This window comes from Eremococcus coleocola DSM 15696 (genome assembly GCF_000428865.1).
In the GTDB taxonomy this organism is placed as follows: Bacteria; Bacillota; Bacilli; order Lactobacillales; family Aerococcaceae; genus Eremococcus; species Eremococcus coleocola.
Genome location: NZ_AUAT01000029.1, coordinates 1 through 25,781, shown reverse-complemented (window position 1 = coordinate 25,781; position 25,781 = coordinate 1). Strand labels below are relative to the sequence as shown.

The window sequence follows — 25,781 nt, the reverse complement described above, 5'->3', positions numbered from 1 at the left end:
TCATAAAGTGTAATAGCTTTCAACTTAAATTCTACACTGTATTTTTTGTTTTGACGAGAGCGTTTTAACCCCTTAATCCCTGACGTTTGATAGGCATTGACCCACCGCCTAATCTGTTGAGTATCCTTCATGTTGTATTTTTTAGCTAACGGTTTGTATCCAATCGTATCCGAAAGATATTCTGCGACGACTTTCATTTTGAATTCTAAGCTATATTTAGCCATACAAAGACCCCCTAAAGTTGGATTTTTTGGTCCAACTTTAGGGGGTCAGTACATCCTGCCTGGGATAAGAACATGGATTCTTTTTACTTATTACTATTTTTTTTAGCTTTAGTCCACTCAGGTATTATCCTGTTTCTGCATTTTATTCACTAGTAAAGGTGAATCAGCCTCTAGTAGCGGTAAGCTAATATAGAAAATTGAACCATTACCTAAAACAGAATCAACCCTGATTTGACCACGATAGGACTTAATTAATTGATAGGCAATCGATAGGCCTAGACCAGTTCCACCCTTTTCACGTGACCGAGCTTTATCAACCCGGTAGAAACGACCAAAGACTTTTTCTTGGTCTTCCTGGGTCATGCCTTCACCAAAGTCCTGAACCGCAATTTCAACCGTATTCACAGAACGTGAAATAGATAAATGAATTTCCTTCCGGTCCAAACTATATTTCACTGCATTGTCCATCAAGATAATTAATATCTGCTCAAAATGATTTCTAAACATTTGCACATACTGACTTTCACCCTCACGGTCATCTGAGTCTAAGAAAAACTTAAAATCAGGATGAATTAACTTCATATTATTATAAACTTGCTTAGCCGTCGTATAGATTTCAGTTACTTCATTTTTGTAATCAACATCAACATGGTCTGCACGCGAAAGATCCAACATTTCTTGGACTAAGACTTTCATTCGCGTTATTTCCTGTAAAGAAGCAGAAATAGATTCAGCTAATATTTCAGGATCATCCTTACCCCAACGATTTAATAATTTTAAATGCCCTTCGACAATCGAAACGGGCGTTCTTAATTCATGGGAAACATCCTCAACAAACCGTTTTTGATTTGACACATAAGAGTCAATCTTATCTAAGAGACGATTGATATGGACTAACAAGTCAGACCACTCATCATCCGTTTCAGGTTTACGAACCCGAATATCCGACAAAGAATCTTCCTCAACACGGTCTAAGGAATTATTCAAATAAGTTAAAGGTTTTAAGAAATAAATCGCTAGAGCAATTGAAGCAAGTGCTGCCACTAGAACTGATAATAACAATAATAGCATAAACAATTTCCGTTGATGGTCAATAAAGGATTGGAACCGTGTAGGATTATAAATCACTTCTAAATTACCAATTATTTGACCAGAAGTCTTAGAAACTAAATCCGCCCGCTTGGCCATATAGGCTTTATTCTGATAGTTTAATAACTGGACTGAATTTGAAATTTCTGTTTGAGGAATTTCAACCGTTTCGGTTTGATAAACTAACTCATTATTCACAGAGTATAAACGAATCAAATAATTACCTTGGTCCAAGAAATTAATGTACTGAAACAATTCCTTTTGTTTATTGTATCGTTGAATTCCTTCCGGTGTAATCGTTAACTGCCGATCCATTTCATCAATTCCAGAAGATCTATCTTCTAAATTAGTTTTAATTTGCATAAAATCTGTCGCAACTTCGTCTTCAATCGTCTTATAAAAATAAGTATAAGAAGCATTTTGATAGAAAAATAAAACTACACTGGCAATCAGTGACATAACAATAAATAAGAAAACAGCCCACTTCCATTTTAATGAAAGGGGTTGTTTCATCCGGGTCAATAATTCATTCATGGCTAGGTTCTCATTACATAACCGGTACCACGGACTGTTTGAATGTATGATTCTTGTCCCGGCACATCAATCTTATTCCGTAAATAACGAATATAAACATCCACCACATTGGTTTCAACTTCAGATTTATAACCCCATACTTTATCTAATAAAGTATCGCGCGACATAACCATATTTATATTTTCCATCAAGAATAAGAGTAATTCATATTCTCGCTTGGTCAAATCAATAACTGTATCCCCGCGTTTAACAATACGATTAGCTTTTTCAACGACTAAATCACGGTATTCAACCGTTGGTTGATGGGTTACTCTCAATTCTTCCTCATGATCAATCCGTCGGAAAAGTGCCCGTAAACGAGCTAATAATTCTTCAATCGCAAACGGCTTAACAATATAATCGTCCGCCCCTTGGTCTAAACCAGACACTCGGTCAATGACAGAATCACGGGCCGTCATGATGATAATCGGTGTATCTTTAATAGGACGAATCCGCCGACAAACTTCTAATCCGTTTAGCTCTGGTAACATTAAATCTAAGAGAATGACATCCCATTCCTCGTCCAAAGCAGCTTCCAACCCACTGCGGCCATCGTGACGAATATCTGTCTCATACCCTTCATGTTGTAACTCTAAATCAACAAAACGGGCTAGGTTCTTTTCATCTTCAATAATTAATACTCTTTGTTTACGTTCACTCATAAGATGTCCTCCTTACTTTTTCCTATTTATTGTAACCTAAAAATGAGAAATTTGCCACAAATATTGCACAAGGACAGCTTTTAAGGCTCATAATTCTTTAATTAAATTAATAATATATTATCGTTTTTTCCTTGAAAGCTAGCTGTAAATTCGGTAAACTTACTCTAAGTTTTAGCAAAGGAGCGACGATAAATGGCTAAATCAAAGAAGAAACCATCTAAGATGGAACGAACTGTCAAAATTGTAGCAATCATTACTCTATTAGTAATGGTCGGTTCCGTATTATACAGCTTAATTCCAATGTTCAGTTTTATGAATAATTAAAAGTAAATTTTTATAATGAAATAAGCGCCTAGAACAAATTTTAGTTCTAGGCGCTTATTTTATCTGATAAAATTCTATAAATCTGATTTAATTTTACCATCCCAGGCAGAAAAGCCACCTTTTAGAATATAAATCTGAGAATGACCATTCTTTTTTAACGCACGAGCAGCCCGTGAAACCTCAGCCATATTATCATCATAAAGATAGACTGCTTGGTCTTTACGAATTTCATTCAGTCTTAATTTCATCTCAGATGAAGGAATATTGCGAGCACCTAAAATATGTTTTGCCTTAAATTCAGCCGGCTGACGTACATCGACCACTTGACTATGACGCATATTTTCTCTCACAGTTAAACTATCCACCATTTCGGCCGACTGTTTACGCAAGAACCATAAATAGGCATAGTACAGTCCAAAAGCAATTAAGATGAGTAAGGCACCCACCGTAATAAACATTAATAAATCCACAATTTTTGCTCCATTCTAATTACTTAATTTCGGTATTAATTAAATTTACTGCTCCAATTACACCGGCATCATTACCCAATTGGGCTAAAACAATCTGAGTCGTCTCACGTATTTGTTGGTAAGTAAATTCACGGTAATAAGCATCGACTTTTTCTCGTAAAAATTCCCCTGCTCCAGCCATACCGCCACCTAAAACAATGGCTGATGGATTTAAAATATTGGCAATATGAGAAACTCCTAGACCAATATAATAAGCAACCTTGTCGACCACTTGACTCGCAAATCCATCGCTCGCCTTGGCTGCTTCAAAAATATCAAAAGAGGTAAAGGTCTGATCTTGAACTACTTTTTCATAAAATTCAGAATGGTCAATATTCCCCTCATCTTGGTCTACCATTTCTTTGGCGAGTCGGACAATACCATTTGCAGAAGCTAAGGCTTCAAAACAGCCTTTTTTACCACAAGTACAATGTATATCGGTATGGTCTTCAATAGTCATATGACCAATTTCGCCTGCAGCTCCACTACCTCGGTATAGTTGACCATTAATTACAACACCGCCGCCAATCCCAGTTCCCAGGGTCACCATCACAACATTTTCAGCACCATTCCCCGCGCCTAACCATTGTTCACCGAGGGCCGCCACGTTGGCATCATTATCTACAAAAAACGGAATATCGAAGGCCTGACCAAATTGTTGGCCTAAATCTTGTGTTGTCTTCCAATTTAAATTATAAGCACCTATAACGGTTTTGGCTTTAACATCTACCGCACCAGGAGTTCCCATACCAATCCCGATAATATCTTGGTCGGTCAAATCATGTTCTGCTAAACTCCGTTTAATTGATTGAATAATTGCAGGCACAATTAATTGTCCCTCTTGATGAATTTCGGTACCAATGGTCCATTTATATTTTAATTGACCATCCGGACTCGCGATTGCCATTTTGGCACTGGTCCCCCCTAAATCGATACCCACTATATACTTACCCATGTTCGTCACCTCTCAAAATAATGTAAAAATTCCTGATACGCATAGTATACCAAAAACACCGCAATAATACCGCTTAAAACAGCAACCAATCCTCGTTGCCAAAGCTTGGCTTTTGATTTACCTTTAGAGCCAATCACATAGGTTGCCAAAGCCCCAAATAAGAGTCCCCCTAAATGGCCCCAATTATCGATTCCTGGCGAAAGAAAGCCATTCACCAAATTTAAAGCCACTAAAATAATGAATGAACGAGATCTTTGCCATAAATAATGAGAATCTGGATGGATTATTGCTAAGACTATAAAGGCGGCAAACATACCGAATAGAGCAGTCGATGCTCCCGCTGATACCCCTGTATTAAAGGCAAGTGAGGTTAAATTCCCCCCAATCCCTGCAATTAAGTAAATCAATAAAAATTTGATATGACCCAGAATTTCTTCCAATTCGGGCCCCATAAAATATAGGGTCATCATATTAAAAAGTAAATGGCTCATGCCAATGTGAACAAAGGTAGCGGATAGTAGCCGCCAATATTCATGATTTTGGAAAACATATGGCATGAAGTTTGCTCCAGTATCTAGCAAAACTCTACTGTCTGTCGTTGTTCCATATACTAGATAGGTAAAGGCGAACCAGCCAATATTAATGACTAGAAAAGCATAGGTTAACCAAGGTTTAAAATCTCTCTTTGCTCCCACGCTTAGTATTCTCCCTTCTTTTTCTTAAGTATCTCTGCAACTATAATTCGATCAATTTTTTGGTCATAATTTTCCATGACTGGACTTAAGTCAGGAAGAACTTGTTCAGGATACACTATGGACAAGGTCTTACCCGGAAAATTAAGGAGATAACGGTCATAATAGCCACCGCCATACCCTATCCGATAGCCTGAAAGATCAAATGCAAGACCAGGAACAATCATCAAATCTATTTGGTTGGCTTGCCATTGAGGGCTATCAGCTAAGGGTTGTTTCAGCCCTTTGTAGGCTGTTTCCAAAACATCTCCGCGATGATAAGGATGAAAGCTTAATTGATAATTCGCTTGGATCCGTGGTAATAAGATTTGAAACTGGTCCATAAGCCGTTCTATCATTAAAGGGGTCCGTAATTCTCCCCCAAAACCATAGAAAAAGGCAATACTCTTGATGGGATTTGCAGACAGATAAGCTTGTAGATCTTGCCAGAGACTCGCTTCATATGCCTGACGATCCTCAAGGCTAATGGCCAACATAGCTTGGCGTACTTCTTGCCGAATTTCTTTTTTGGTCATAGGACACCTCCTAAGTAATTGGAAAATTAAAAAAAGAGGGAGCGGGCAAGAAGTAGAAAATCTGTGATTTTCGCTTCATTTGCCCGCCCCCGCCCGGTTGGCTAGGATGGAACAAGTCGCATTACGACGTCGTTTCTATCCAGTCAACTACTGCGCTAAAACATCTTGTATTTAGTTAAATAAAGAAGACTGAGCTTTTTTTGCCCAGCCCCCTACAATTTTTACTATTTTTTAACTTCACGATGAAGTGTTACTTTGCGTAATCTTGGGCAATATTTTTTCACTTCAATTCGATCTGGATTATTACGTTTGTTTTTGCTTGTTAAATAATTGCGATCGCCACATTCGGTACATTCTAAGGTAATGTTTACACGCATGAGAATCCCTCCAGACTTTTTAAAATTCAGTTCATTTGAACAGTACCGAATCATTATATCATGATGCACTCAAGAATGCTAGGTCTATTTTTAAGAATTTTTACTTTAAGCGTCTGTTAACACAAAATCACTAATCTGTAATGTGGAATTGATTGATATTTAGCCAATATTTGATAAAATTAAAATTAATCAAACCATAATGAAAGAGGTGTCCTAGATGAATCTATGGATATTAATAATCGTACTTCTAGTGATTGCAATTATTTTATTTGCCATCTCACTATTTAGTGGCAATGACGCTGATGCACTAGAAGATAAAGTTGACGATTATACAGAACAGTTTTCTAAAGAATTATTTGCTATCAAGTCTCGATTAACCGAACTTGAAAAACAAGAAGTGGTCCGTGATGATAGCCCTGCTTTCTATCAATCAGAAGATGTCACTTATCTTTCTGACACTCCAGAAAACGGGGTACCTACTGATGTACCAGTAAATGATCTTGCTGAAGCAGATCAAACGGTTGATGCCATTGATATTTCCACTTTAAGTGAAGATGAAATGGATTCAATTATTAAACTATATTCGCAAGGTTATACGATGCAAGAAATATCAGATGCTGTAAATATTGGCATTCCAATTGTCCAAGCGGTCGTTGATGATTACATCGAAAACCGCTAAGAAAGGAGCCATCCATGAAAAAAAACACCCTACGTTCTCTCAGCTCTGGTTTTCTCCTCTCAGCTTTAATTCTGGCTTCCTATGCAGTCTTTGTTCAAGGACAAGTTCCTGGACGTGACCTCAATTTATCAGATTTATTATCACCCACGGTTCAAGAAACCAGTGAAGAGACCAAAAAAGAGGTTTCGTCCCTTATAGAGGTTAATGAATCCCTTCAGGATGAAAACAAAAATATGCAGGAAAGTCTAACTAAACTAGCATCAAGCCAAAAGAAAAATTCTGAAAGCAAAAGCTCAGATGAATTCAACCAAAATGAATCTCAAGATGAAAGTGAAAATGATTCGAGTCAAAGCACTTCAGAATCTAGTGTGTCTACCTCAAATCAAGGAGACCAAACAAACGAACCTGCAGTTGAAGGTACTTTTACAATTTCTGAAGGAGAAAGTGCCTCTGAAATTACTCAACGCCTTGAAAGTGAAGGTTATATCGAATCTGCCGCTGACCTAGAAGCTTTAATTGATCAATGGGATTTAAGCTCAGTCATTGTCGCTGATTCTTACCAATTAAATTCAGATATGTCCATCCATGATATTGCTTCCCTTATTACTGGCGGAGCCTATTATTACTACTAAGCTAATTAAAAGAAACTTTCAAAGTTAGCATTGAAGCATAAATATAGATTTAATTCATTAGAAGGCATACTTATGGTGTGCCTTTTTTATTTAGTTAATTTTAGCCTTGACTTTTCTTTATAAAAACTATAGATAAGTATTTTCAAAAACAAAAAATCTGGGAGGAACTCCCAGATTTTTTGTTAAATCAACCTAATTTACGCCATTCGCCTCATAATCAAGAATCGTTTTACGCGTTTCTGACTGCATTTCAAAGTATGCATTCATCACCTCATGGGCAATAATTGTAGATTCCCGTGCTCTAGATTCTTCTTGTAAATAAGGTACCACAACGGTAATCGCAATTTCAGGATTATCCCATGGGGCGTATCCAATATAAGTAGCATTGGTCACAGGATCATTTTGAGCATATTTAATCGGTCCTGCATAAAAAGCTTCGGTTGTCCCTGTCTTAGAACCAACTGTAATTGGATAGTTCAAGAATAGGTAACGAGCTGTCCCTTGATCTGTATGAGATACTTGCCGCATCCCTTCATGGATCCGGTCAAACACAGCTTGGTCTAAATGGACTACATTCATAATTTTAGGCGCAATCGACGTTTTAACCCCTCCGAGATTGCCATCCGTGTCGGTACCGCGAATTTCTTTTACTAGACGTGGTGAATAACGGATCCCATTATTAGCAATCGTAGAGACATATTGTGCCATCTGTAACGGTGTGTACAAGTCGAACTGACCATAGGCCAAGTCTAACGCATTTACTAATTGGGTAGACTTAGGTGCATATCCTTTTGACTCATTTGGTAGGTCAATGCCTGTATAGGCGCCCAAACCAAACTCAGCCATATGTCCCCGAATAATATTGATAGTATTTGGTGAAATCGTTAAATTCCCATCGTTTTCAAACTCGAATTGTCCCCCAATTGCCATGGCCAACTTAACCATATAAATATTGGATGAAACTTGCAAGGCTTGAATATCTGTGACAGGCACTTTACCAGTTCGGTTAAATACCGAAGATTTTTCTTGAGAAGCCGCAAATTTCATAGGCTCATCCACAATGGTATTATTATCCACGGATATAATTTTTTCTAGATAACCCGTTGCGACCATGGCCGGTTTTACTGAAGACCCCATACCATAGGAGGTATTAATTGCACCCAAAGCATCATCAACAATTTTATCTTTATTGTATGAATCCGTCTTTTCATCATATTCATACCGTTTGCCCGTAATTCCAAGAATATCCCCGTTTTTAGGATTCATCGCTACGATATACACCCGGTCATTTAAGCCTTGAAATTCGCCCATATTTTGTAAGGCTTTGGTAGCAATATCATCTAATTTCTTTTGGAACTCTTGGTTAATGGTAAGAATAAGATTGTCCCCTTTTTTTCCCGGATAGATTTGCTTAGTTTCAGAGGTATTGGAAGCCGTATCTGTCACTACTTGATACTTAGACTTAGTACCTCGCAGGACATCCTCATATTCTTGCTCTAGGTAAGAAATTCCTACCCGATCATTCATAGCATAACCACGTCCCAATAATTCAGCTACCCGGTCTGAAGGAATCCCGTGTTGTTCCGTCGAAACATTACCTAAAAGTGATCGGAGCATGCCTTCTTGTGGATAAGTTCTTTGCCAATCCGTTCCAATTGAAATTCCTGGCAGACTACCTAGTTGCTCAGAAACCCGAGCAATCTCCCGTTCAGTCACATTAGTATTCTTCACCGTTACTGTAGACAATGCATAGGCAGCATTCATCTTAGTAAAGAGGGCAATAATTTTTAGTTCAGGCTCAGAGAAATTAATATCCTCTTTCGTAACCTTAGAAAGCTGTACTTCATAAAGCTCAGATGAAGCTAGTTGCTTTTCTTCCTTACTTAACCGTGAATTGACTAAATCCGTATTTTTAACGATAAAATAATCTTTACGGTCACGTTCTGTCACGTTATTAGTTGGTACATCAATTAATGAAGCTAATTGCGTCGCTACTTGAATAATGTCAGAAGGCCCTACGTTGGAATCTTTATCTCGGGTATAAAGAATGGCTTGTTCTGGATTATTTCCAACCAAGATATTTCCTTGGCTATCATAAATCATTCCTCGAGGAACTGAACCCGTTGAAACAGTAGACTCAGTCCGATGAACCATATCAACAAATGATTGGCCTTTATACAACTGTAAATAGCCCAACCGCACAAATAAGGCAATAAACACCATAAAAGTCACTATGAAAATTAAATTTAGTCGTTTGGGAATAAAATCCTTTTTATTATTCTCTTTTATTTTATACTTAACCATTTACTCACTCGTTTCTTTGCTTGTAATCACACGCACTTTCAATTATAGCAAATTTATGTCTTAAAAAATAGCGCTCTGGTAATTTTCAAAGAATCTTCAATTTTATTAAAATAATTCATTCTTTATCAGGTGAAGGTCAGGCCACTTTTTGTTATCATAGACCTAATGAAATAAAGGAGCAAACTATGAAAAAACATATATTTTCCTACCTAATATATTCACTTCTGTTCAGTCTTATTGCTATCATTGTAGCAATTTTAATGGGCTTTGCCCCTTTCGGCAAGGAAACCATGCTGACTGTGGATTTGGGACAACAATATATTGACTTCTTTTCTCTCTTTAAAGAAGCTTTAACTAAAGATCCAGGTTTAATAATTTATTCTTTCCAGAAATCAATTGGTGGTGAGATGATTGGATTATGGGCTTATTACCTCCTATCCCCTTTTAATCTTATCCTACTCTTCTTTAATGAATCTAACTTTGACAGTGCTGTTACCTTAATTTCCTACCTTAAACTATTAAGTGCCGGTTTAACCATGATGTATTTTATCGATCATAAATACAAGTTAAATCAACCGATGCTCATCGCATTCAGTTTGTCATATAGTCTCATGTCCTATTCAATTGTCTTCCTATTAAACATTATGTGGTTAGATGCTTTAATTATGTTACCCTTAATTGCCCTAGGATTAGACTATTTACTGCGCGGACGGAGCCCCTTAATTTATACAATCAGTTTAGGTTTAATGTTAATCTTTAACTATTATGTGGCTTATATGATTTGTATTTTCTTGAGCTTTTATAGCTTTTTTAATTATTTAGAAATTCATCAAAAATTTGATTTGAAATCACTGCTCAAGAGTTATGGTCGTTTTTTGATTTACTCCATCTTAGGCGTTCTCTTAGCTGGCATAACCCTATTTCCTACTTTTGCCTCCCTTTTATCCTCTAAAGCGACTCATACCTTATCTGAGTTAGATTGGGACCTAGTATATACCTTAGGACAATCAACATCAAAATTATTTATCGGCTCCTTTAATTTTGATGAGTTATCCTCAGGCTCACCTAACTTTTATGTTGGCTTAGTCGCCTTAATATTAATTATATTTTATTTCTTTAATCGCCGTATTCACTGGCAAGAGAAAATCGTAGCTGGCTTGATTTTCGGTGTATACTTAATCAGCTTCCGCTATGATTTGTTAAATATTATTTGGCACGGTGGCCAATTCCCAATTTGGTATGAGTATCGCTTCTCATTTACCTTGAGTTTTTTTATTCTAATTCTAGCCATTCGAGCCATTCAATATCGGCCTAAGACATATCCAACTAGCTTTTATTTTGCAACTTTCTTATTAATTTTAGCTGCATTTATATACTATTATGGCCAATTGGATAATTACCCTTTCTTATCTATGACAAAACTATTGGTTTCACTTGCTTTTATCCTAGCTTACTTAATCATCTTCAAATTATTCGATTTAAATATTAAATACAGTCAATGGTTATTGCTAGCAATCGTAGCAGTCGAATTATTAACCAATACAAGCTTGATACTTAATGAATTCTCATATGTTGACCAAAGTAAGTTCCGAGACTATACCAGCTTATTAAGCCAGGCAACCCAGCCCCTCCAAAGTTCCAACCAAGACTTCTACCGTATCCATAAAAACTATATGCGGACTAAAAATGAAGCCATGTATAGTCATTACACAGGTTTGGATCATTTCGGATCAACCATTGATGCTAATTTGCCGGAATTATTTGGCTACTTAGGCCAACCTGATGGCAATGGTTTTGTTGCTTATACTAATGGGACCCTTTTTACAGATGACTTCTTTGCAATCCGTTATCTGCTTGGTGTTCAAGACGATCCAAGTCCTAAGCTAAAAGAGAGTCAATATAATTTATATCCTGAAGCCCTCGATTTAGACCAAACTTATTATCCAATGGTTCAAAGTAATGAACGGTATACTGTCCGTGAAAACAAAACTGCTTTTGGTTTGTGCATGGAAGTTACTAATCAAGTCTTAGAGGCTGAATTTCTAAAAAATAATCCAATTTATAACCAAAATCTACTACTCAATCTCCTTGACTTAAATCAAAGCTATCCTGATTTCTTTGTTGAGAAAGAATTTACTGATATCTCTTATCATAACGTCACTGTAAGTGACCATGGCGATGGCGATTACTTTACTTATCAAAATGATAATAAAAAAGATAATTATATCCAATATGACTTCCAACCTGATTCAGATAACCCTTATTATTTTACCCTACCTTCACAGTACACGCATGATAAGGTTGACTTAGAGCTAAATGGTGACCGGTATCGTTTCTATACCCCATATCGTCGGCGACAAATTACCAATGCCGCCTACCTAGCTCAAAATCAGCCCCAATCATTTACAATTTCTTTAAAAGAAAATTCAATGAAGGCCAACCTACCAGCCCTCTACGAATTTAATTTAGATGACTATCAAGACCTTAAAGAAAGTCACCAAACTAATAATTTAGTGGTCACACACCATAGTTCAACCACAATCGCGGGTAGAATCAAGATAGAATCTGATAGTAATTATATGTTAGTTAGCCTACCTTACGACAAAAATTGGCAGGCTACTGTTGACGGTCAAACCAGTGAGGTTATACCTGTCTTAAACCATACCCTGATGGCCATTAAGGTCCCACAAGGTGACCATCAAATTGAACTCAAGTATCGACCTAAATCTATTTTAATTGGTCTAGGACTTAGTCTGACTGGTTTAATAGGTGTATTATTAGGTCAATTCATAACAAATAAACATAGCAAGAAACTTGTCAATTAAGTTGATAATCGGTAAGATAAGACAATAAATAAGTTAAACAGGTGAAACGATTGAAAAAAATTTTTAAACTAGTTCGAAAAGGCTTGGTGAACCCGCGCAATATAATTGCCGCCTATGCCTATCCTTTACAACGCATTATCCCCCTTATACTCTTATCCATTCTATTCTTAGCCGCTGGGGAAGTTTCTGTTAGCCAAGAATTAATTGGGGGCTTGTCCAATAACATGTCCACTGCGAGTAAACACCTACCTGAATTTAATTATATACTCGGCAACTTAAAGCTGGCTGACCAAGCTAAACCACTTTATTACCAGTCTAAAAGCTTTCAACTAGTCATTGATGATACCATCCAAGCGACAAAGGATCAAAATGATGTTGGTCTAACCCCAGACCAAAAAGCTCAAATTGATGATGATACTTTCTTAAGTTTGTTTTTCTTTAAAGATAAATCTTATGCTCAACTAGGTGCTAACCTCTATGCGATACCTCAAGCTTTGACCATGTTCCGCAGTCCTAACAACCTCACTATGACCTTAAATTATATGAAAAACCATCAGTTCCAAGTTTTGCTCTACTTTTTATTGGCTTTTTCAATGGTTCATGGTCTAATGTATGTTATTTATATGGCTATTACCGCCATGCTGCTAGGTTTTTATAATATGCGTTTATCAGTACCCCTGTCATTTTTGGCCCGCTTTAAACTAGCTAGTGTGGCTGGTTTTTACCCTAGCTTTGTTTTGGGGATTACCAATTTAATTTTACCTCTTTTTCCCTACCCTTATCCTTATATATTAGGCTTTGTCTTAATTTATATTTATATCATGTTACGGGAACATACCAAACATGTTCATAAGATTTACCATAAGTTAACTGGACAAGAAATGACTCCTGAGGATGTTGAAAAAATGTTAAAAGAGAGTCAAAATAATGAAACGCAAGTAGATACAGACTCCCCCTCAAGATCTCAGAAAAATTTAAACGATTCTGAGACGAATCCTTCTCCAATTAACACACAAGTAGATCAGCCCGAACAAAAATCAACTGACTCAAAGCAAGACGAAGATAAGAATTAAACAAAAATACAAAAAATACCCGCATTTCAACAAGTTACTTACAGAGAAATTCTCTAGTTCTTGACTGAAGCGGGTATTTTATATGCTATTGATTATTTTTTCTTCGGGCGGCTTTTTGCGACCGCTTTTCGGCTTGGCGGTCCTGTTTAGCCTTAGCTTGCCGATGTTCTTTGATTTTCCAATTTAATTTTCGTTTATAACCAGGTTTGACCTTCTTTTTCTTATTTTGGTTAATCATTGCCCGGACTTTAGGGTCTTCTTTGACATTGGCCGTGTCTTGTCTCCGTTTCCGGGAGTCACGGTGTTTAACTTCAACTAGTTGTCCTTGACGCAATTCAACCGGCTCAAACTCAAGTCCCATGGCTTCTAAATCTGATACAGCTTGATCATCATCTGGAGTGACAAAAGTAAAGGCCCTGCCTTCTAAGCCATTCCGACCTGTCCGCCCCACCCGGTGGACAAAATACTCCAATTCCATCGGCAGTTCTGTATTAATTACTAAAGAAGTACCGGGAATATCTATTCCACGCGCGGCCAAGTCAGTTGCAACGACATATTGAAAATCTAAATTTTGGATTTGCTTCATGACCCGTTTACGTTCACGCGAAGAAATGTCGCCATGAATCGTTGCAACCTTAAGCCCCTTTTCTTTTAGGAAAAGACTCATTTGGTCGGCATAAGCCTTGGTATTACAAAAGACAAGTGCCAAATAAGGTTGACCCATAGTTAATAATTGATACGTCAATTCTTCGCGACTCTTACCCTTGGTATTAATCAAATAATTTTCAATCGTTTCCGAAATAACTTGCTTGGGTTTAATGGTTACCACTTTGGGAGCCACCATGTACTTATTTAGGAAGACCCGTAATTCTTGTGGCACTGTGGCAGAAAAAGCCATCATCTGTAAGTCTTGCGGCATACGGGATGCAATCTCGTCCACGATTTTTAAAAAACCTAAATCTAAGGTCATGTCAGCTTCATCAACGACCAAGATTTTTGCGGTTTGAACCCAGAGTGCATTGTCGGACATCAGGTCAAAAATCCGTCCAGGTGTCCCAATCACAAGCTGGGGTTGTTTGTCCGGCCCTAATTGGTCTAATTGTCTCTGTTTGTCAGTGCCCCCAATATAATTTTCTAGTCGGATAGGCTTATCTGCGGCTTGGATTAGAGAGCTAGCTACCTGGTATAGCTGGGTGGCTAATTCCCGACTAGGGGCTGTGATCACAGCTTGAACTTCTTGCACATCTTCATTAATATTCTGCAAAATAGGTAATAAAAAAGCATGGGTCTTACCTGAACCCGTCTGCGACTGAACAATTAAATCCTCACCCTTCAAGGCTTGAGGGATAACTTCTGTTTGAACTGGTGTCATTGTAGTAAAATTAGCCTCATTTAAGGCTATTTGGATATATTCTTTTAAATTTAAATCTTTAAATAACATAGGGACCTCCTCTGGTCTTTCTTTTCTTCTTATCCTACCTTATTCCTATGAGTCTTGTCTATGATAAGATCGGAAGGATGGTGCTATCATTGTAAAAATAATAAAATTCGCCTATAATCTATATTGTTAGAACTAGGAGGCTATTTATGAAACCACATTCACTTTTAATGATATTATTTGGCGCAACGGGTGACCTAGCGGCACGAAAACTCTATCCTGCTATTTATCGTTTATATAAGAACAATCACATTTCTGAACATTTTGCCCTGATTGGTACTGCGCGGCGCCCTTGGTCGGATGATCATTTCCGCCAAGTTGTCCTAGACAGCATTGCTGATCAAGTGGATGATCCTGACCATGCCCAGGAATTTGCCAGTCATTTCTACTATCAATCCAATGACGTAACAGATTCTAACCACTATATCCATCTCCAAGAACTAGCCCAAAAATTGGATCAACAATACCAAACCCAAGGTAATCGAATCTTCTATATCTCTTTATCTCCTAAACTCTTCCCCGTTATTACTGGTCAACTCAAGGCCCAAGGCCTCCTCACTAACCAAGGCTATAATCGTTTAATTATTGAGAAACCCTTTGGCTATGACTATCAAACGGCTGCCGAATTACAGGCCCAGTTAACCCAAACCTTTAAAGAAAACCAAATTTATCGAATTGATCATTATCTAGGCAAAGAAGCCATCGCATCAATTAAAAATATCCGTTTTAATAATACCCTCTTTGCCCCTCTTTGGAATAAGAAATATATTGATAATATTCAAATTTCACTAGCAGAAGATATCGGGGTTGAAGATCGTGGCGCCTACTATGAAAGCTCAGGTGTGGTTAAAGATATGATACAAAACCATGCTTTACAAATCCTAGCGCTACTTACCATGGATGAGCCAGTTAGCCAGACATCAGAAGATTTTCGGAAAGCAAAAATCAACATTCTTCAGCACTTACGTCCGTTCCAAAGTCCAGACCAAGTGAATTCAAATGTTGTACGTGGCCAATATGGACCAAGTCTAGATGGACATTTAAAAGGCTACCGGCAAGAAGAAAATGTTGCATCCGACTCCACCACCGAAACCTTTGTGGCCGCTAAAATTTCCATTAACCTACCTCAATGGGAAGGCGTTCCAATTTTTATCCGCTCAGGTAAGCGAATGGATCAAAAATCAACCACCATTAACGTTATCTTTAAAGGACTTAATGAAAGTGAGATGACCAACCGCCTCTCCATTGAGATTGCACCTAAACTTGGCTACCAACTCTTCTTAAATATTAAAGAACCAGGTTATAGCAATGCCAACAAGGTCATTCCATTTTCTTATGAACTGAATTCAGACCAAGCTTCGTATATGCCTCAAGACTACGAACGCCTAATTTATGATTGTATTGAAGGGAATCTCAGCAATTTTACCCACTTTGAAGAAGTAGCCAATGCCTGGAAGTTTGTCGATTCGATTTATGAAAATTGGGAGAAAATGGAAACCTCAGACTTCCCTAATTATCCAGCTGGCTGCCCTGGTCCTAAAAAAGCCCAAGAGTTACTAGCCAAGCACCAAACTTATTGGTATTAATTAAACAACGCACACCAGAGTATCTAAAAATACTTTGGTGTGCATTTTGTTATTCTCATTAAATAATATACTAAGTTATAAAAACTTAAATTCTATTTCCTTAAGCTATTTGTGAAGGGTCAGTCCCCAATAGGATAACTATCAAAAAATAAAAATTTACTTAATTTAATTGGTGCCTTAACAATTCAACATTACATTATTATTTACTTTGCTCTTTACGATATTCTGCTACCACTGCTTGAATTTTCTCAATAATCGTTTGAATTTCTTCCTGACTATAGGCATCGGCCCCCGCTGCCATAGGATGCCCCCCACCGCCATGCTCTTCAGCAATTTTGTTAATTACAGGTCCCTTAGAGCGGAGCCGGACTCGCCATTTTGGCTTGTCTCCTTCTTGTTCTACGAAGTTCAACCAAGCATACATGCCTTCGATTTGACTCGGTATATTAACCACCGAATTTGTTTGGTCTTCAGTAATCCCATGTGCTTTAATGTCAGCTTGGGAGATGTGTAAGACTGCGATACCTGGTTCTAACAAATCTAAGTTTTCCATAGCAAAGGAATGAAATTTAAATTCAGCTAGGGGCATGACTTGGAAGTGGTCGGTTAACTCGCGCAAAGGCAAGTCAAATTCAGTTAAATAGGCAGCTGCTGTAAAAGTATCTGAAGAAGTTGAGAATAAGAAACGGCCAGTATCGCCTAAAATCCCCGCATACAAAAGAATAGCAGCTTCCTGCGTCATGGGGAGGTCTGCTCCTAAGCTTTTGGAGATATAGGTAACCATTTCTGATGTTGACGAGGACTGGGTGTAGACTAATTCAGGATCCCCATAGGAATCCACCAGAACATGATGGTCGATCTTGACTAGGGCTTGCCCTTGGTCAAAATGTTGCCCGTCCACCCGTGGGCGATTAGCTGTGTCACAGACAATAACTAGGGCCTCTTGATAATCTTCTTTAGTAACCTTATCCATCATGCCCAGCCATTCCAAACTTTTTAAATTGGAACCAGCAGCCAGGATTCGTTTATTCGGAAACTTGTTGACTAATAATGCTTTAAGGCCTAATTGTGACCCTAAGGCATCAGGATCAGGGCGTTGATGACGGTGGATGATAATGGTATCAAAAGCCTTAATTTTTGCATAGAGAGCTTGGATTTTCTGAGTGTCAATATACATGGGTTACTCCTTTATCTTATGAATCAATGAGTTGACAGGAAATAAGTGATTTAGCGGTCAGACTATTTTCATGGAAAACATCTACTTGGATTAGCATCTGCCGCCGGGTTTGGTTATAAATTGTCGTTTGGAATTGTAATTCATTGCCAATTTGAATGGTATTAAAGTAGTGGAGATCAATCGCTTCGATAATGTGTTTGGCCGTAGTTGTTTTCTCAATCCGATGGTGGACTACCTGCGAAATTAATTCCACTAAAACCCCATAAGAGATAGTACCCATATGGTTAATCATTTGCGGTTGGATCACGGTATAAGAATCATACTTATCTGAAGGTTGATAGTCATTTAAAGTAAGGGCAATCGTATCTTCATATGTTTGTAATTCTTCTCGAGGTGTCCGCCCTTGTAAGGATTTGATAACTTCACGCCGTGACACAATCCCAAGGAGTTCCATATTATTATCCACAACGGGGAGGACATCAATATCTTCCCAGGTCATTTTTTGTGATACAGAAGCCACCGACATATGCATCTGAACCGAAACAACTCGCTTGGTCATCACCCGTTCAATCGGCGTGGTGGCCGCTTTATTGATTAAGTCTTTCGCTGTCACAATCCCAATTAAGCGTTTATTGTTCACCACAGGAAACCGTGACACTTTAGTTTTATCCACTAACTTATCAAAGGTCGCCACCGTATCCGTAGCTTGTAAAGTAATGATTTCATCCAAGGGACGGTAAATATCTGCTACCGTTAAAATTTCTTGTTGGATTTCTTGATTAATCATAGAGCGGTTGATAATTGAAGCCACCGTAAAAGTATCATGAGGAGTTGACATTACGGGGATATTAGCTTGGTTAGCCAAGTCAGCCACCTTTTGACTCACATCAAACCCCCCGGTAACTAAAACCGCTAAGCCATTTTCCAAGGCTAATAATTGAACATTTTCTCGGTTACCCACTATCATTAAAGTGCGCGATTGAAAATAATCACGAATCGCCTCCTCTGTCATAGCGCCGATGATAAAATGATCTAACTCCTTACTTAAACCAGCTGCGCCTGCTAATACTTTACCTTGAATGGCTTCAAGCACATGGTCAAAGGTGAGTTTTTCATTATCAGACCGTTTTTCAACCCGAATGGTTCCAACCCGTTCAATGGTAGCTACCAACCCCTGATCTTCGGCATCTTTAATAGCTCGATAGATGGTTCCCTGACTCATGTCCAATGATTTGGCTAAGCCCCGGACTGATATCTTGCTACCTACTGCTAGACCCTTGATATAATCAATGATTTGCTGATGCTTACTTGCCATAATTTCCTCCATAGAAAAACTGTTATACTTTCTAAAGTATAACAGTTTTTTGCATATTTTACATTAAAATTATAACAGTTTGCCCCAGGATATTTCGTTCTAACCTAAAGCCACATCAAGAATCATCATCAGAATAAAACCAAACATCAGTGCCATGGTTGCAATATCGGTATGGTTAGAACTTTGAGCTTCTGGGATTAATTCCTCCACAACCACAAAAATCATTGCTCCAGCTGCAAAGGACAAGGCATAAGGCAAAATTGAGGTGACGATTAAAACTGCCACCGCCCCGATTACGGCAGAAATGGGTTCTACAATCGCAGATCCATGACCTAGATTAAAGGCCCGACCTTTGGACCTGCCTTCAGCAAATAAGGGAAGGGATAATGCTGAGCCTTCGGGAATATTTTGCAAGCCAATCCCTATTGTCAGAGCTAAGGCACCCGTCAAAGTAGCTTGTCCGCCCAAACTTGCAGCGGCAAAAGCTACCCCCAAAGCTAACCCTTCTGGGATATTATGAATGGTCACTGCCAAGAATAGCATGGTAGTTCTAGAGAATTTCTTGCGGTTGACTCCCGCATCATTATGGTCCTCAGCCAAGTGGATATGAGGGACTAAGACATCCAATATGCGTAAAAAGAGGCCACCTACAAGAAAACCAATGGCAACGGGTAACCAACTTGGTATGGGGCCAGCTTGGGCATAATCTAAGGCAGGTTCTAAGAGTGACCAAAAGGATGCTGCAATCATTACCCCAGCAGCAAAACCTTGCATAATCGCTAAGAAGCGGTCGTTCACTTCGCGAACAAATAGGACGGTGGCCGCTCCCACCATGGTACAAAACCAGGTAAAAACACCTGCAATTAAGGCCTGTATGGCTGGCTGTAAACTAGCGTAGAAATCCATTTATTGCTCCTTTTCTATTGGTAAGGGAATCGTTTCAAAAAGATTTTCTTCAAAACTTGATAGAGTCACACCCAAAAGACGGACAGAACGAGTCAAATCGCCATAGGTCTGCCATAAATCCAAAATATTCGCTTGTACTTGGTCAGCAGATTGAAGACTTTGGTCTAATTTAATTTGTCGGGTCACTGTATCAAAGTTCTCATATCGTATTTTAAGCGTTACCGTATGGGCTTTCAAGCCTTTTGCCTCAACCTGCTCATAGACCCTTTGACTTAATTGATCTAATTGACGAATGATTTCATCTTCGTCCGTAAGAAAATGCCCATAAGTATTCTCACGGCCAATTGACTTCCTTTGCCGTTGGGCCTTGACCGGAGCGTTATGAATCCCTCTCACCTTAAAGTAAAGTGAATAACCCATCTTACCGAAATGACCAATTAACTGGTCTAGGGAGCAATCATAAAGGTCTTGCCCCGTAAATATCCCCAGATCATGAAAAACTGGTAATGATTTACGCCCCACTCCATAAAATTTATCAATGGATAATTGTTTTAAAAATGTCGGCGCATCATCTGGGGTAACTAAGGTAATTCCAAAGGGTTTATGATAATCTGAGGCAATCTTAGCAATAAATTTATTATAAGAGACTCCCACAGAGCAAGTTAAATTTAATTGGGCCAAGATTTCTTTTTGAATCATTTTTCCGACTACTAAGGCGGACTTGATGTCCTTCTTATTATGGGTCACATCTAAGAAAGCTTCATCTAAAGATAAGGGTTCAATTAAGTCAGTATAATGACGGAAAATTTCACGGATTTGCTGGGAGACCTTTTGGTAATAAGCATGGCGACCAGAAATAAAGACGGCTTTAGGACATAGGCGGTATGCTTCAGCAGCTGCCATAGCTGAATGAATGCCATAGGACCGCGCAATATAATTACAAGTAGAAACAATGCCCCGGCCACCGGTTAAGTCAGGATGCTTGGCGATCACGACCGGTTTATCAGCCAAAGCTGGATTATCACGAATTTCCACAGAAGCATAAAAAGCATCCATGTCAACATGAAGAATTTTACGTGAATAATCTGGTTGGGGTTCATCGAATTCCAACAAACCATACTTCACTAGGGTCACCTCATTTCTAAGAACAAATGTTCTTATTAAGTGCGAAAGAAAAAGGCTCAATCGCCTTCTTCTAAAATATTTTTATCTAGGTTCGTCTGCCAATTCATTATTATCTTCATCTTTTAAATAAAGATCATCGGCAGAAATATCTTCATCTTCATCCATTTCTTGAGCAGGAGTTGGTTCAACTGCTTGGCTGTTGTCAGCCGGAATACTTTCATTACTTGCTGGTGATAGGGGGGCTGAAGAAACAACTTCACGAATAGCTTGTAACATGAAAGTCAGATAAACACCTTCACAGTCAATTTCAACCTTACCGTTGGCCACATCAATTTGGGAGACTACCCCATATAAGCCACCAATGGTTACCACTTGGTCACCTGGTTTCATGGCATTAATCATTTCTTGTTTTTGTTTGGCTTGCTTTTGTTGGGGACGAATCATCATCATATACAACAAACCAAAAATTAATATCATGGGTAATAAACTAGCTAAAAATTCCATAATCTACCTACTTTCTATTTGCTTTTTATTATAACAAAATTTGACCTATCTTTCACCATAAATATCTAGAAAGCCCGGGCATTTGGTTTATTATAACCATAACGCTCGAAGAAATCTTGTCGGAAATCTAATAAATTATCGTCCATAATGGCTTGACGCACTTGTTTCATTAGGTTTAATAAGAAATGGGTATTATGAATTGAAGCTAAACGCAGACCAAAGCTTTCATTGGCATGGAAAAGATGACTTACATAGGCCCGTGAATAGTTACGACAGGTATAGCAATCACAGTGGTCATCAATTGGTGTATAATCTCTGGCATATTTGGCATTTTTGACGACCAAACGTCCGTGGGAAGTCATACAAGAGCCATTGCGGGCAATCCGGGTAGCTAAGACACAGTCAAACATATCAATACCGCGAATAGCACCGTCAATTAAGGCATCTGGCGATCCAACCCCCATTAAATAACGCGGTTTATTGGCTGGCATATACGGTGTCAGATAGTCTAAGACTTCATTCATTTCTTCTTTAGATTCGCCGACAGAAAGTCCTCCGACCGAATAACCAGGGAAATCCAAGGCCGCCATGTCTTTAGCATGTTGAATCCGTAAATCTTTATAACCAGCCCCTTGCATAATCCCAAAAATCACTTGGTCTTTGGTATTTTCTTGAGCTTTTAAGCCACGCTCAGCCCATCGCGTCGTCCGGTTAATTGAATTTTTAACATAGTCATACGATTCATAAAAAGGGGGACATTCATCCAAGGACATCATAATGTCAGAACCCAAGGCCGTTTGAATTTGGATGGCTTTTTCTGGGGAAAGAAAGAGTTTTGATCCATCGAGATGGCTGCGGAAGTGGACACCCTCCTCGGTTAACTTACGGTTATCCGACAAGGAGAATACTTGGAAACCACCGGAGTCCGTCAGAATCCCTTGGTCCCAATTCATAAATTTATGGAGACCCCCCGCGTCTTGAATAATATCTTCCCCCGGCCGCAACCAGAGATGGTAGGTGTTCGACAAGATAACGCCTGCTCCCATCTCTTTTAATTCTTCCGGTGATAAGGATTTAACCGTTGCTAAAGTGCCAACAGGCATATACATGGGTGTTGGAAAAGACCCATGAGGAGTATGTAAAATGCCTAAGCGAGCCCCCGTATGTTTTTCTTCTTTGATTAATTCGTAAGTTACCGGTACTTGTGTCATATAGTTTCCTTTCTCTAGCCTAATCCAGGCTGACTTTTAATAGTTTAGGATAATTTTTGCCAGTGATATAGAAGATATTCCCCTCAATATGGGCAATTCCATTCAATACATCCATATTAGCTTGTTCTGTTTCCGTGAAATTCTGCTGAATAATCTTGGTAAAATCATAGTCATTCACTACTTGCCCCGTGCTTATATCAATCACGACAATTCGGTTGGTCTGCCAAACATTGGCATAGAGATATCCATTGGCAAACTCAAGTTCATTTAACATTTCTAAGGGAAAGCCTTGATCAGTTACTTGGAATTGATCAATTAGATTGAAATCACCATCTCGTACCTGAATTTGATCCGACCCATTTGACATATAAATGATCGTTTGAGCCGGGTCAAAGGCTAGGCCCCAGCCTTGCCCTTCATAAGATATTTCTTTCAAAACAGCTAATGATTCTTTATCACGTTGATAGGCGATTCCTTTCTTCCAAGTTAATTGATAGATATAATCATCGGTCACCGTCACACCTTCGCCAAAGTAATCCTCGTCAAGTAGCTGACGTTGTTGACCTTGACCGGTTTTTATATCATAAAGTTCAATTCTAGATTGACCATAGCGGCCAGTTCCTAATAATAAGGTGTCTGGGTCAACTAGTTCTAGACCCTGGGTGAAAGCAGTCTTGTTAAATGGCAGACTTTCCAATACTTTAATTTTACTCGCTTGAACTTGACTCGTCCGAACCAAAGATACTAAAAAAGTGGTGACTCCAAACAAGATAAGATTACGTAGTGTTTTACCCATAACACGGCCCCTTTCTTGGAATTTGACGGATTTGCTCTAATTATTGTAACCTAAACGTTGCCTAATTCAAAGTCTTAACTGTTGTCTGGCTATTAGCTATGGTATACTAAGCAAGACTTTAAGAGAAAGGAATTTAGCTATGTTCTACAAAATCATTGTACCAATCTTAAAAGGCATATTCTGGCTAATTCATGGCTCTGCCCAAGTTGAAGGTCTCGAACATGTGCCTAGCGACCGTCCGGTAATTATTGCCGCCACCCACCGGTCTCTTTTTGATCCCTTCTACATTGCTTATGCCCTCTACCCTGCTCAAATTCACTTTATGGGCAAAGATAGCTTATTTAAAAACCCAATCTTAGCCTTCCTATTAAAAAAAGCCGGTATGTTCCCCGTCAATCGTGAAAAACCAGGTACTGCCGCCATACGGATGGCTATTCAAGTTTTAAATGAAGACCAAGACCATTTGGGTATCTTCCCTTCTGGTTCTCGGTATACCACGAAAATCAAAGGAGGGACTGCTTTTATTCAACGCCGATCTAAAGCTGATATTATCCCAGTCGCTATCCAACCTCCCCTAACTTTTGACCAATTTTTTAAACGCAAAAAAGCCAAGTTAGCCTTTGGCCCAGCCATTCCTTACCAAGACGATATTAAATATACCAAAGAAGTCCTTGCTCAAGTCGATGAACAAATTAGGCAGGCCTTTGATAATCTAGACCAACAATTAGACCCAACCTACCAATATATTCCCTCGGTTAAAGCTAAAAAATAAGTTTCAAGCTTGCAAGCCAAGAAAAATGTAGTATATTAAAAAGGCGTCTAATGACGATTAGAATTTACCACTCCCACTAGATATTGAAATTATCCCGGAGTTGAGCAAAATCTTGCTTAGCTCTTTTTATTATTAAAGAAATAAGGAGTATTACCATGCCTTCACATAACTTCTGGGCCGACTTGCCCAAACCGTTTTTTATCTTAGCACCTATGGAGGATGTCACCGATGTGGCCTTCCGCCATGTCATTGCCCGGGCTGGACGGCCCGATGTATTCTTTACTGAATTTACCAATTCTGCTTCTTATTGCCATCCTGATGGTATCGAATCCGTTAAAGGACGCTTAACCTTCACAGAAGATGAACAACCCTTAGTCGCCCACATTTGGGGTGATGTGCCTGAATATTTCAGTCAAATGGCTAAGGGCATGCAAGAAATGGGTTTTGCAGGGGTGGATATTAACATGGGCTGTCCTGCCCCGAATGTCTTCAAACATGGTCGTGGTTCCGGTTTGATTTTGAGATCCCAAGTTGCCGCAGAATTAATTCAAGCAACCAAAGAAGGCGGCCTCCCAGTCTCCGTCAAAACCCGGCTGGGCCATGCCAAACCTGAAGAATATAAAGAATGGCTCAAGCATTTATTTGACCAAGATATTGTCAATTTATCCATTCATCTGCGGACTAAAACGGAGATGTCCAAAGTGGATGCCCACTGGGATATGATTGGTGACATCAAAGCTTTACGAGATCAAATTGCCCCTCAAACCCTGCTAACCATTAATGGTGACATTCCTAACCGTCAAGTTGGCCTTGATCTAGTTGATCAATACGGGGTCGATGGGGTTATGATTGGTCGCGGGGTCTTCACCAACCCATATGCATTTGCCAAAGAAGAAGTTGATCATAGTCCACTTGACTTGATTAACCTCTTCCGTTATCACTTAGACCTCTTCGACAAATATCACTTGCGGCCCTTCCCTTCCTTGAAACGGTCTTTCAAGATTTATATCCGGGGCTTTGCTGGTGCTAATGAATTGCGGATCCAATTGATGGAAGCTAAATCTACCCAAGAAGTACGCCACTTATTAGACAAATTTGAAGCAGCGTATTTAAAATAATTGCTTTTAAGCGAAAGCAAGAGGCTGGGCAAAAAGTCTCAAAAATAACCGACAAACATTTCAAAAAGATGAGATGTTTCTCGGTTTTTATTAATTTTAATAAAATATAAGAAAAGAAAAGAGGTCCCCTTCCTTTTCTTCTTATCATTTCTGCTAATCTGGTTAAATTCATTGCCATTAACAGGATTCCAATATCATTTGAAACCCCAATTTTTCCTCTTACATGAACTCTTCGTACACCAAAATTGCGCTTCATTTGACCAAAAACAGGCTCAACTTCTATTTTACGTTGAGCATATAGTTGGCAACCTGAATCGCTTTCTAAGTATTCTTTGGCTTT

Annotated in this window: 26 protein-coding genes; 8 read left to right on the top strand and 18 right to left on the bottom strand. The window is 38.8% G+C overall.

Translation table 11 applies throughout. The annotated features are described in order from the left end of the window. The 3 genes from G396_RS0107510 to G396_RS0107500 all read right to left on the bottom strand — a co-directional run. Window positions 1-224: helix-turn-helix domain-containing protein (locus tag G396_RS0107510; protein WP_028125586.1), on the bottom strand; the 224-nt coding region annotated here is incomplete at its 3' end. Window positions 225-341: 117 nt separating this feature from the next. Continuing rightward, window positions 342-1,847, bottom strand: a complete 1,506-nt coding sequence (locus tag G396_RS0107505) for a sensor histidine kinase (RefSeq protein ID WP_034907829.1) — start codon at window positions 1,845-1,847, stop codon at window positions 342-344. Window positions 1,848-1,849: 2 nt separating this feature from the next. Continuing rightward, a complete protein-coding gene (locus G396_RS0107500; protein ID WP_006417449.1) occupies window positions 1,850-2,548 on the bottom strand; it encodes a response regulator transcription factor in 699 nt (232 codons plus the stop codon). A 222-nt stretch (window positions 2,549-2,770) separates the two neighbouring features. On the opposite strand from G396_RS0107500, the gene G396_RS12145 reads away from it, so the two are divergent. Then, window positions 2,771-2,872, top strand: coding sequence for a hypothetical protein (locus G396_RS12145; protein ID WP_428829643.1), 102 nt, complete (start codon window positions 2,771-2,773; stop codon window positions 2,870-2,872). Between the two features lie 74 nt (window positions 2,873-2,946). On the opposite strand, the gene G396_RS0107490 is transcribed toward G396_RS12145, so the two are convergent. The 5 genes from G396_RS0107490 to rpmG all read right to left on the bottom strand — a co-directional run bounded on the left by G396_RS0107490 (window position 2,947) and on the right by rpmG (window position 5,980). Continuing rightward, window positions 2,947-3,342 (bottom strand): rhodanese-like domain-containing protein, encoded by a 396-nt coding sequence (locus tag G396_RS0107490; RefSeq protein WP_006417554.1) that lies wholly within the window; start codon window positions 3,340-3,342, stop codon window positions 2,947-2,949. A gap of 19 nt (window positions 3,343-3,361) precedes the next feature. Beyond that, window positions 3,362-4,336: an ROK family glucokinase gene (locus tag G396_RS0107485; protein WP_028125584.1), complete on the bottom strand. Its 975-nt coding sequence runs from the start codon at window positions 4,334-4,336 to the stop codon at window positions 3,362-3,364. 5 nt (window positions 4,337-4,341) lie between these two features. Continuing rightward, complete coding sequence (locus G396_RS10490) at window positions 4,342-5,031, bottom strand: rhomboid family intramembrane serine protease (protein ID WP_034907827.1); 690 nt, start codon at window positions 5,029-5,031, stop codon at window positions 4,342-4,344. Between the two features lie 2 nt (window positions 5,032-5,033). Then, a complete protein-coding gene (locus G396_RS0107475; RefSeq protein WP_034907825.1) occupies window positions 5,034-5,603 on the bottom strand; it encodes a 5-formyltetrahydrofolate cyclo-ligase in 570 nt (189 codons plus the stop codon). A 224-nt stretch (window positions 5,604-5,827) separates the two neighbouring features. Beyond that, window positions 5,828-5,980 (bottom strand): 50S ribosomal protein L33, encoded by a 153-nt coding sequence (gene rpmG / locus G396_RS11255; RefSeq protein WP_081453700.1) that lies wholly within the window; start codon window positions 5,978-5,980, stop codon window positions 5,828-5,830. A 217-nt stretch (window positions 5,981-6,197) separates the two neighbouring features. Between rpmG and G396_RS0107470 the strand changes: the two genes are divergently transcribed. Together G396_RS0107470 and G396_RS0107465 are read left to right on the top strand one after the other, a co-directional pair. Further along, the gene (locus G396_RS0107470; RefSeq protein WP_028125582.1) at window positions 6,198-6,659 is read left to right on the top strand and encodes a helix-turn-helix domain-containing protein; all 462 of its coding nucleotides are present in this window, start codon (window positions 6,198-6,200) and stop codon (window positions 6,657-6,659) included. Between the two features lie 14 nt (window positions 6,660-6,673). Next, a complete protein-coding gene (locus G396_RS0107465) occupies window positions 6,674-7,291 on the top strand; it encodes an MltG/YceG/YrrL family protein (RefSeq protein ID WP_028125581.1) in 618 nt (205 codons plus the stop codon). Window positions 7,292-7,483: 192 nt separating this feature from the next. Here the strand turns inward: G396_RS0107465 and G396_RS0107460 are convergent, their stop codons facing one another. Beyond that, window positions 7,484-9,595 carry a peptidoglycan D,D-transpeptidase FtsI family protein gene (locus G396_RS0107460; protein WP_028125580.1) on the bottom strand — a complete coding sequence of 704 codons (2,112 nt, stop codon included), beginning with the start codon at window positions 9,593-9,595 and terminating at the stop codon, window positions 7,484-7,486. Window positions 9,596-9,780: 185 nt separating this feature from the next. On the opposite strand from G396_RS0107460, the gene G396_RS10485 reads away from it, so the two are divergent. Together G396_RS10485 and G396_RS0107450 are read left to right on the top strand one after the other, a co-directional pair. Beyond that, window positions 9,781-12,420, top strand: a complete 2,640-nt coding sequence (locus G396_RS10485) for a YfhO family protein (RefSeq protein WP_051221208.1) — start codon at window positions 9,781-9,783, stop codon at window positions 12,418-12,420. A 50-nt stretch (window positions 12,421-12,470) separates the two neighbouring features. Beyond that, the gene (locus G396_RS0107450) at window positions 12,471-13,493 is read left to right on the top strand and encodes a DUF1189 family protein (protein WP_028125579.1); all 1,023 of its coding nucleotides are present in this window, start codon (window positions 12,471-12,473) and stop codon (window positions 13,491-13,493) included. An 85-nt stretch (window positions 13,494-13,578) separates the two neighbouring features. Here the strand turns inward: G396_RS0107450 and G396_RS0107445 are convergent, their stop codons facing one another. Beyond that, complete coding sequence (locus G396_RS0107445) at window positions 13,579-14,934, bottom strand: DEAD/DEAH box helicase (RefSeq protein WP_028125578.1); 1,356 nt, start codon at window positions 14,932-14,934, stop codon at window positions 13,579-13,581. A gap of 146 nt (window positions 14,935-15,080) precedes the next feature. Between G396_RS0107445 and zwf the strand changes: the two genes are divergently transcribed. Then, window positions 15,081-16,517 (top strand): glucose-6-phosphate dehydrogenase, encoded by a 1,437-nt coding sequence (gene zwf / locus G396_RS0107440; protein ID WP_028125577.1) that lies wholly within the window; start codon window positions 15,081-15,083, stop codon window positions 16,515-16,517. A gap of 199 nt (window positions 16,518-16,716) precedes the next feature. On the opposite strand, the gene G396_RS0107435 is transcribed toward zwf, so the two are convergent. The 7 genes from G396_RS0107435 to G396_RS0107405 all read right to left on the bottom strand — a co-directional run bounded on the left by G396_RS0107435 (window position 16,717) and on the right by G396_RS0107405 (window position 23,551). Next, entirely contained in the window at window positions 16,717-17,694 is a 978-nt protein-coding gene (locus G396_RS0107435) for a DHH family phosphoesterase (RefSeq protein ID WP_034907822.1), read from the bottom strand. A 16-nt stretch (window positions 17,695-17,710) separates the two neighbouring features. Further along, the gene (locus tag G396_RS0107430) at window positions 17,711-19,009 is read right to left on the bottom strand and encodes a DRTGG domain-containing protein (RefSeq protein WP_006417615.1); all 1,299 of its coding nucleotides are present in this window, start codon (window positions 19,007-19,009) and stop codon (window positions 17,711-17,713) included. 99 nt (window positions 19,010-19,108) lie between these two features. After that, a complete protein-coding gene (locus G396_RS0107425) occupies window positions 19,109-19,915 on the bottom strand; it encodes a ZIP family metal transporter (protein ID WP_028125575.1) in 807 nt (268 codons plus the stop codon). Next, window positions 19,916-21,040 (bottom strand): DNA polymerase IV, encoded by a 1,125-nt coding sequence (gene dinB / locus G396_RS0107420; protein WP_006417595.1) that lies wholly within the window; start codon window positions 21,038-21,040, stop codon window positions 19,916-19,918. Between the two features lie 81 nt (window positions 21,041-21,121). Continuing rightward, window positions 21,122-21,544 carry a preprotein translocase subunit YajC gene (yajC, locus tag G396_RS11005; protein ID WP_006417532.1) on the bottom strand — a complete coding sequence of 141 codons (423 nt, stop codon included), beginning with the start codon at window positions 21,542-21,544 and terminating at the stop codon, window positions 21,122-21,124. Window positions 21,545-21,609: 65 nt separating this feature from the next. After that, entirely contained in the window at window positions 21,610-22,755 is a 1,146-nt protein-coding gene (gene tgt, locus G396_RS0107410) for a tRNA guanosine(34) transglycosylase Tgt (protein ID WP_028125574.1), read from the bottom strand. 19 nt (window positions 22,756-22,774) lie between these two features. Then, window positions 22,775-23,551, bottom strand: coding sequence for a glutaminyl-peptide cyclotransferase (locus G396_RS0107405; protein WP_034907820.1), 777 nt, complete (start codon window positions 23,549-23,551; stop codon window positions 22,775-22,777). A 139-nt stretch (window positions 23,552-23,690) separates the two neighbouring features. Between G396_RS0107405 and G396_RS0107400 the strand changes: the two genes are divergently transcribed. Then, window positions 23,691-24,323: a lysophospholipid acyltransferase family protein gene (locus G396_RS0107400; RefSeq protein WP_006417509.1), complete on the top strand. Its 633-nt coding sequence runs from the start codon at window positions 23,691-23,693 to the stop codon at window positions 24,321-24,323. Window positions 24,324-24,478: 155 nt separating this feature from the next. Next, window positions 24,479-25,441 carry a tRNA dihydrouridine synthase gene (locus G396_RS0107395; RefSeq protein WP_028125572.1) on the top strand — a complete coding sequence of 321 codons (963 nt, stop codon included), beginning with the start codon at window positions 24,479-24,481 and terminating at the stop codon, window positions 25,439-25,441. Here G396_RS0107395 and G396_RS0107390 read toward each other — a convergent pair. Continuing rightward, window positions 25,386-25,781, bottom strand: a 396-nt coding sequence (locus G396_RS0107390; protein ID WP_028125571.1) for a transposase, incomplete at its 5' end; no start/stop codon positions are given. The genes G396_RS0107395 and G396_RS0107390 overlap by 56 nt on opposite strands.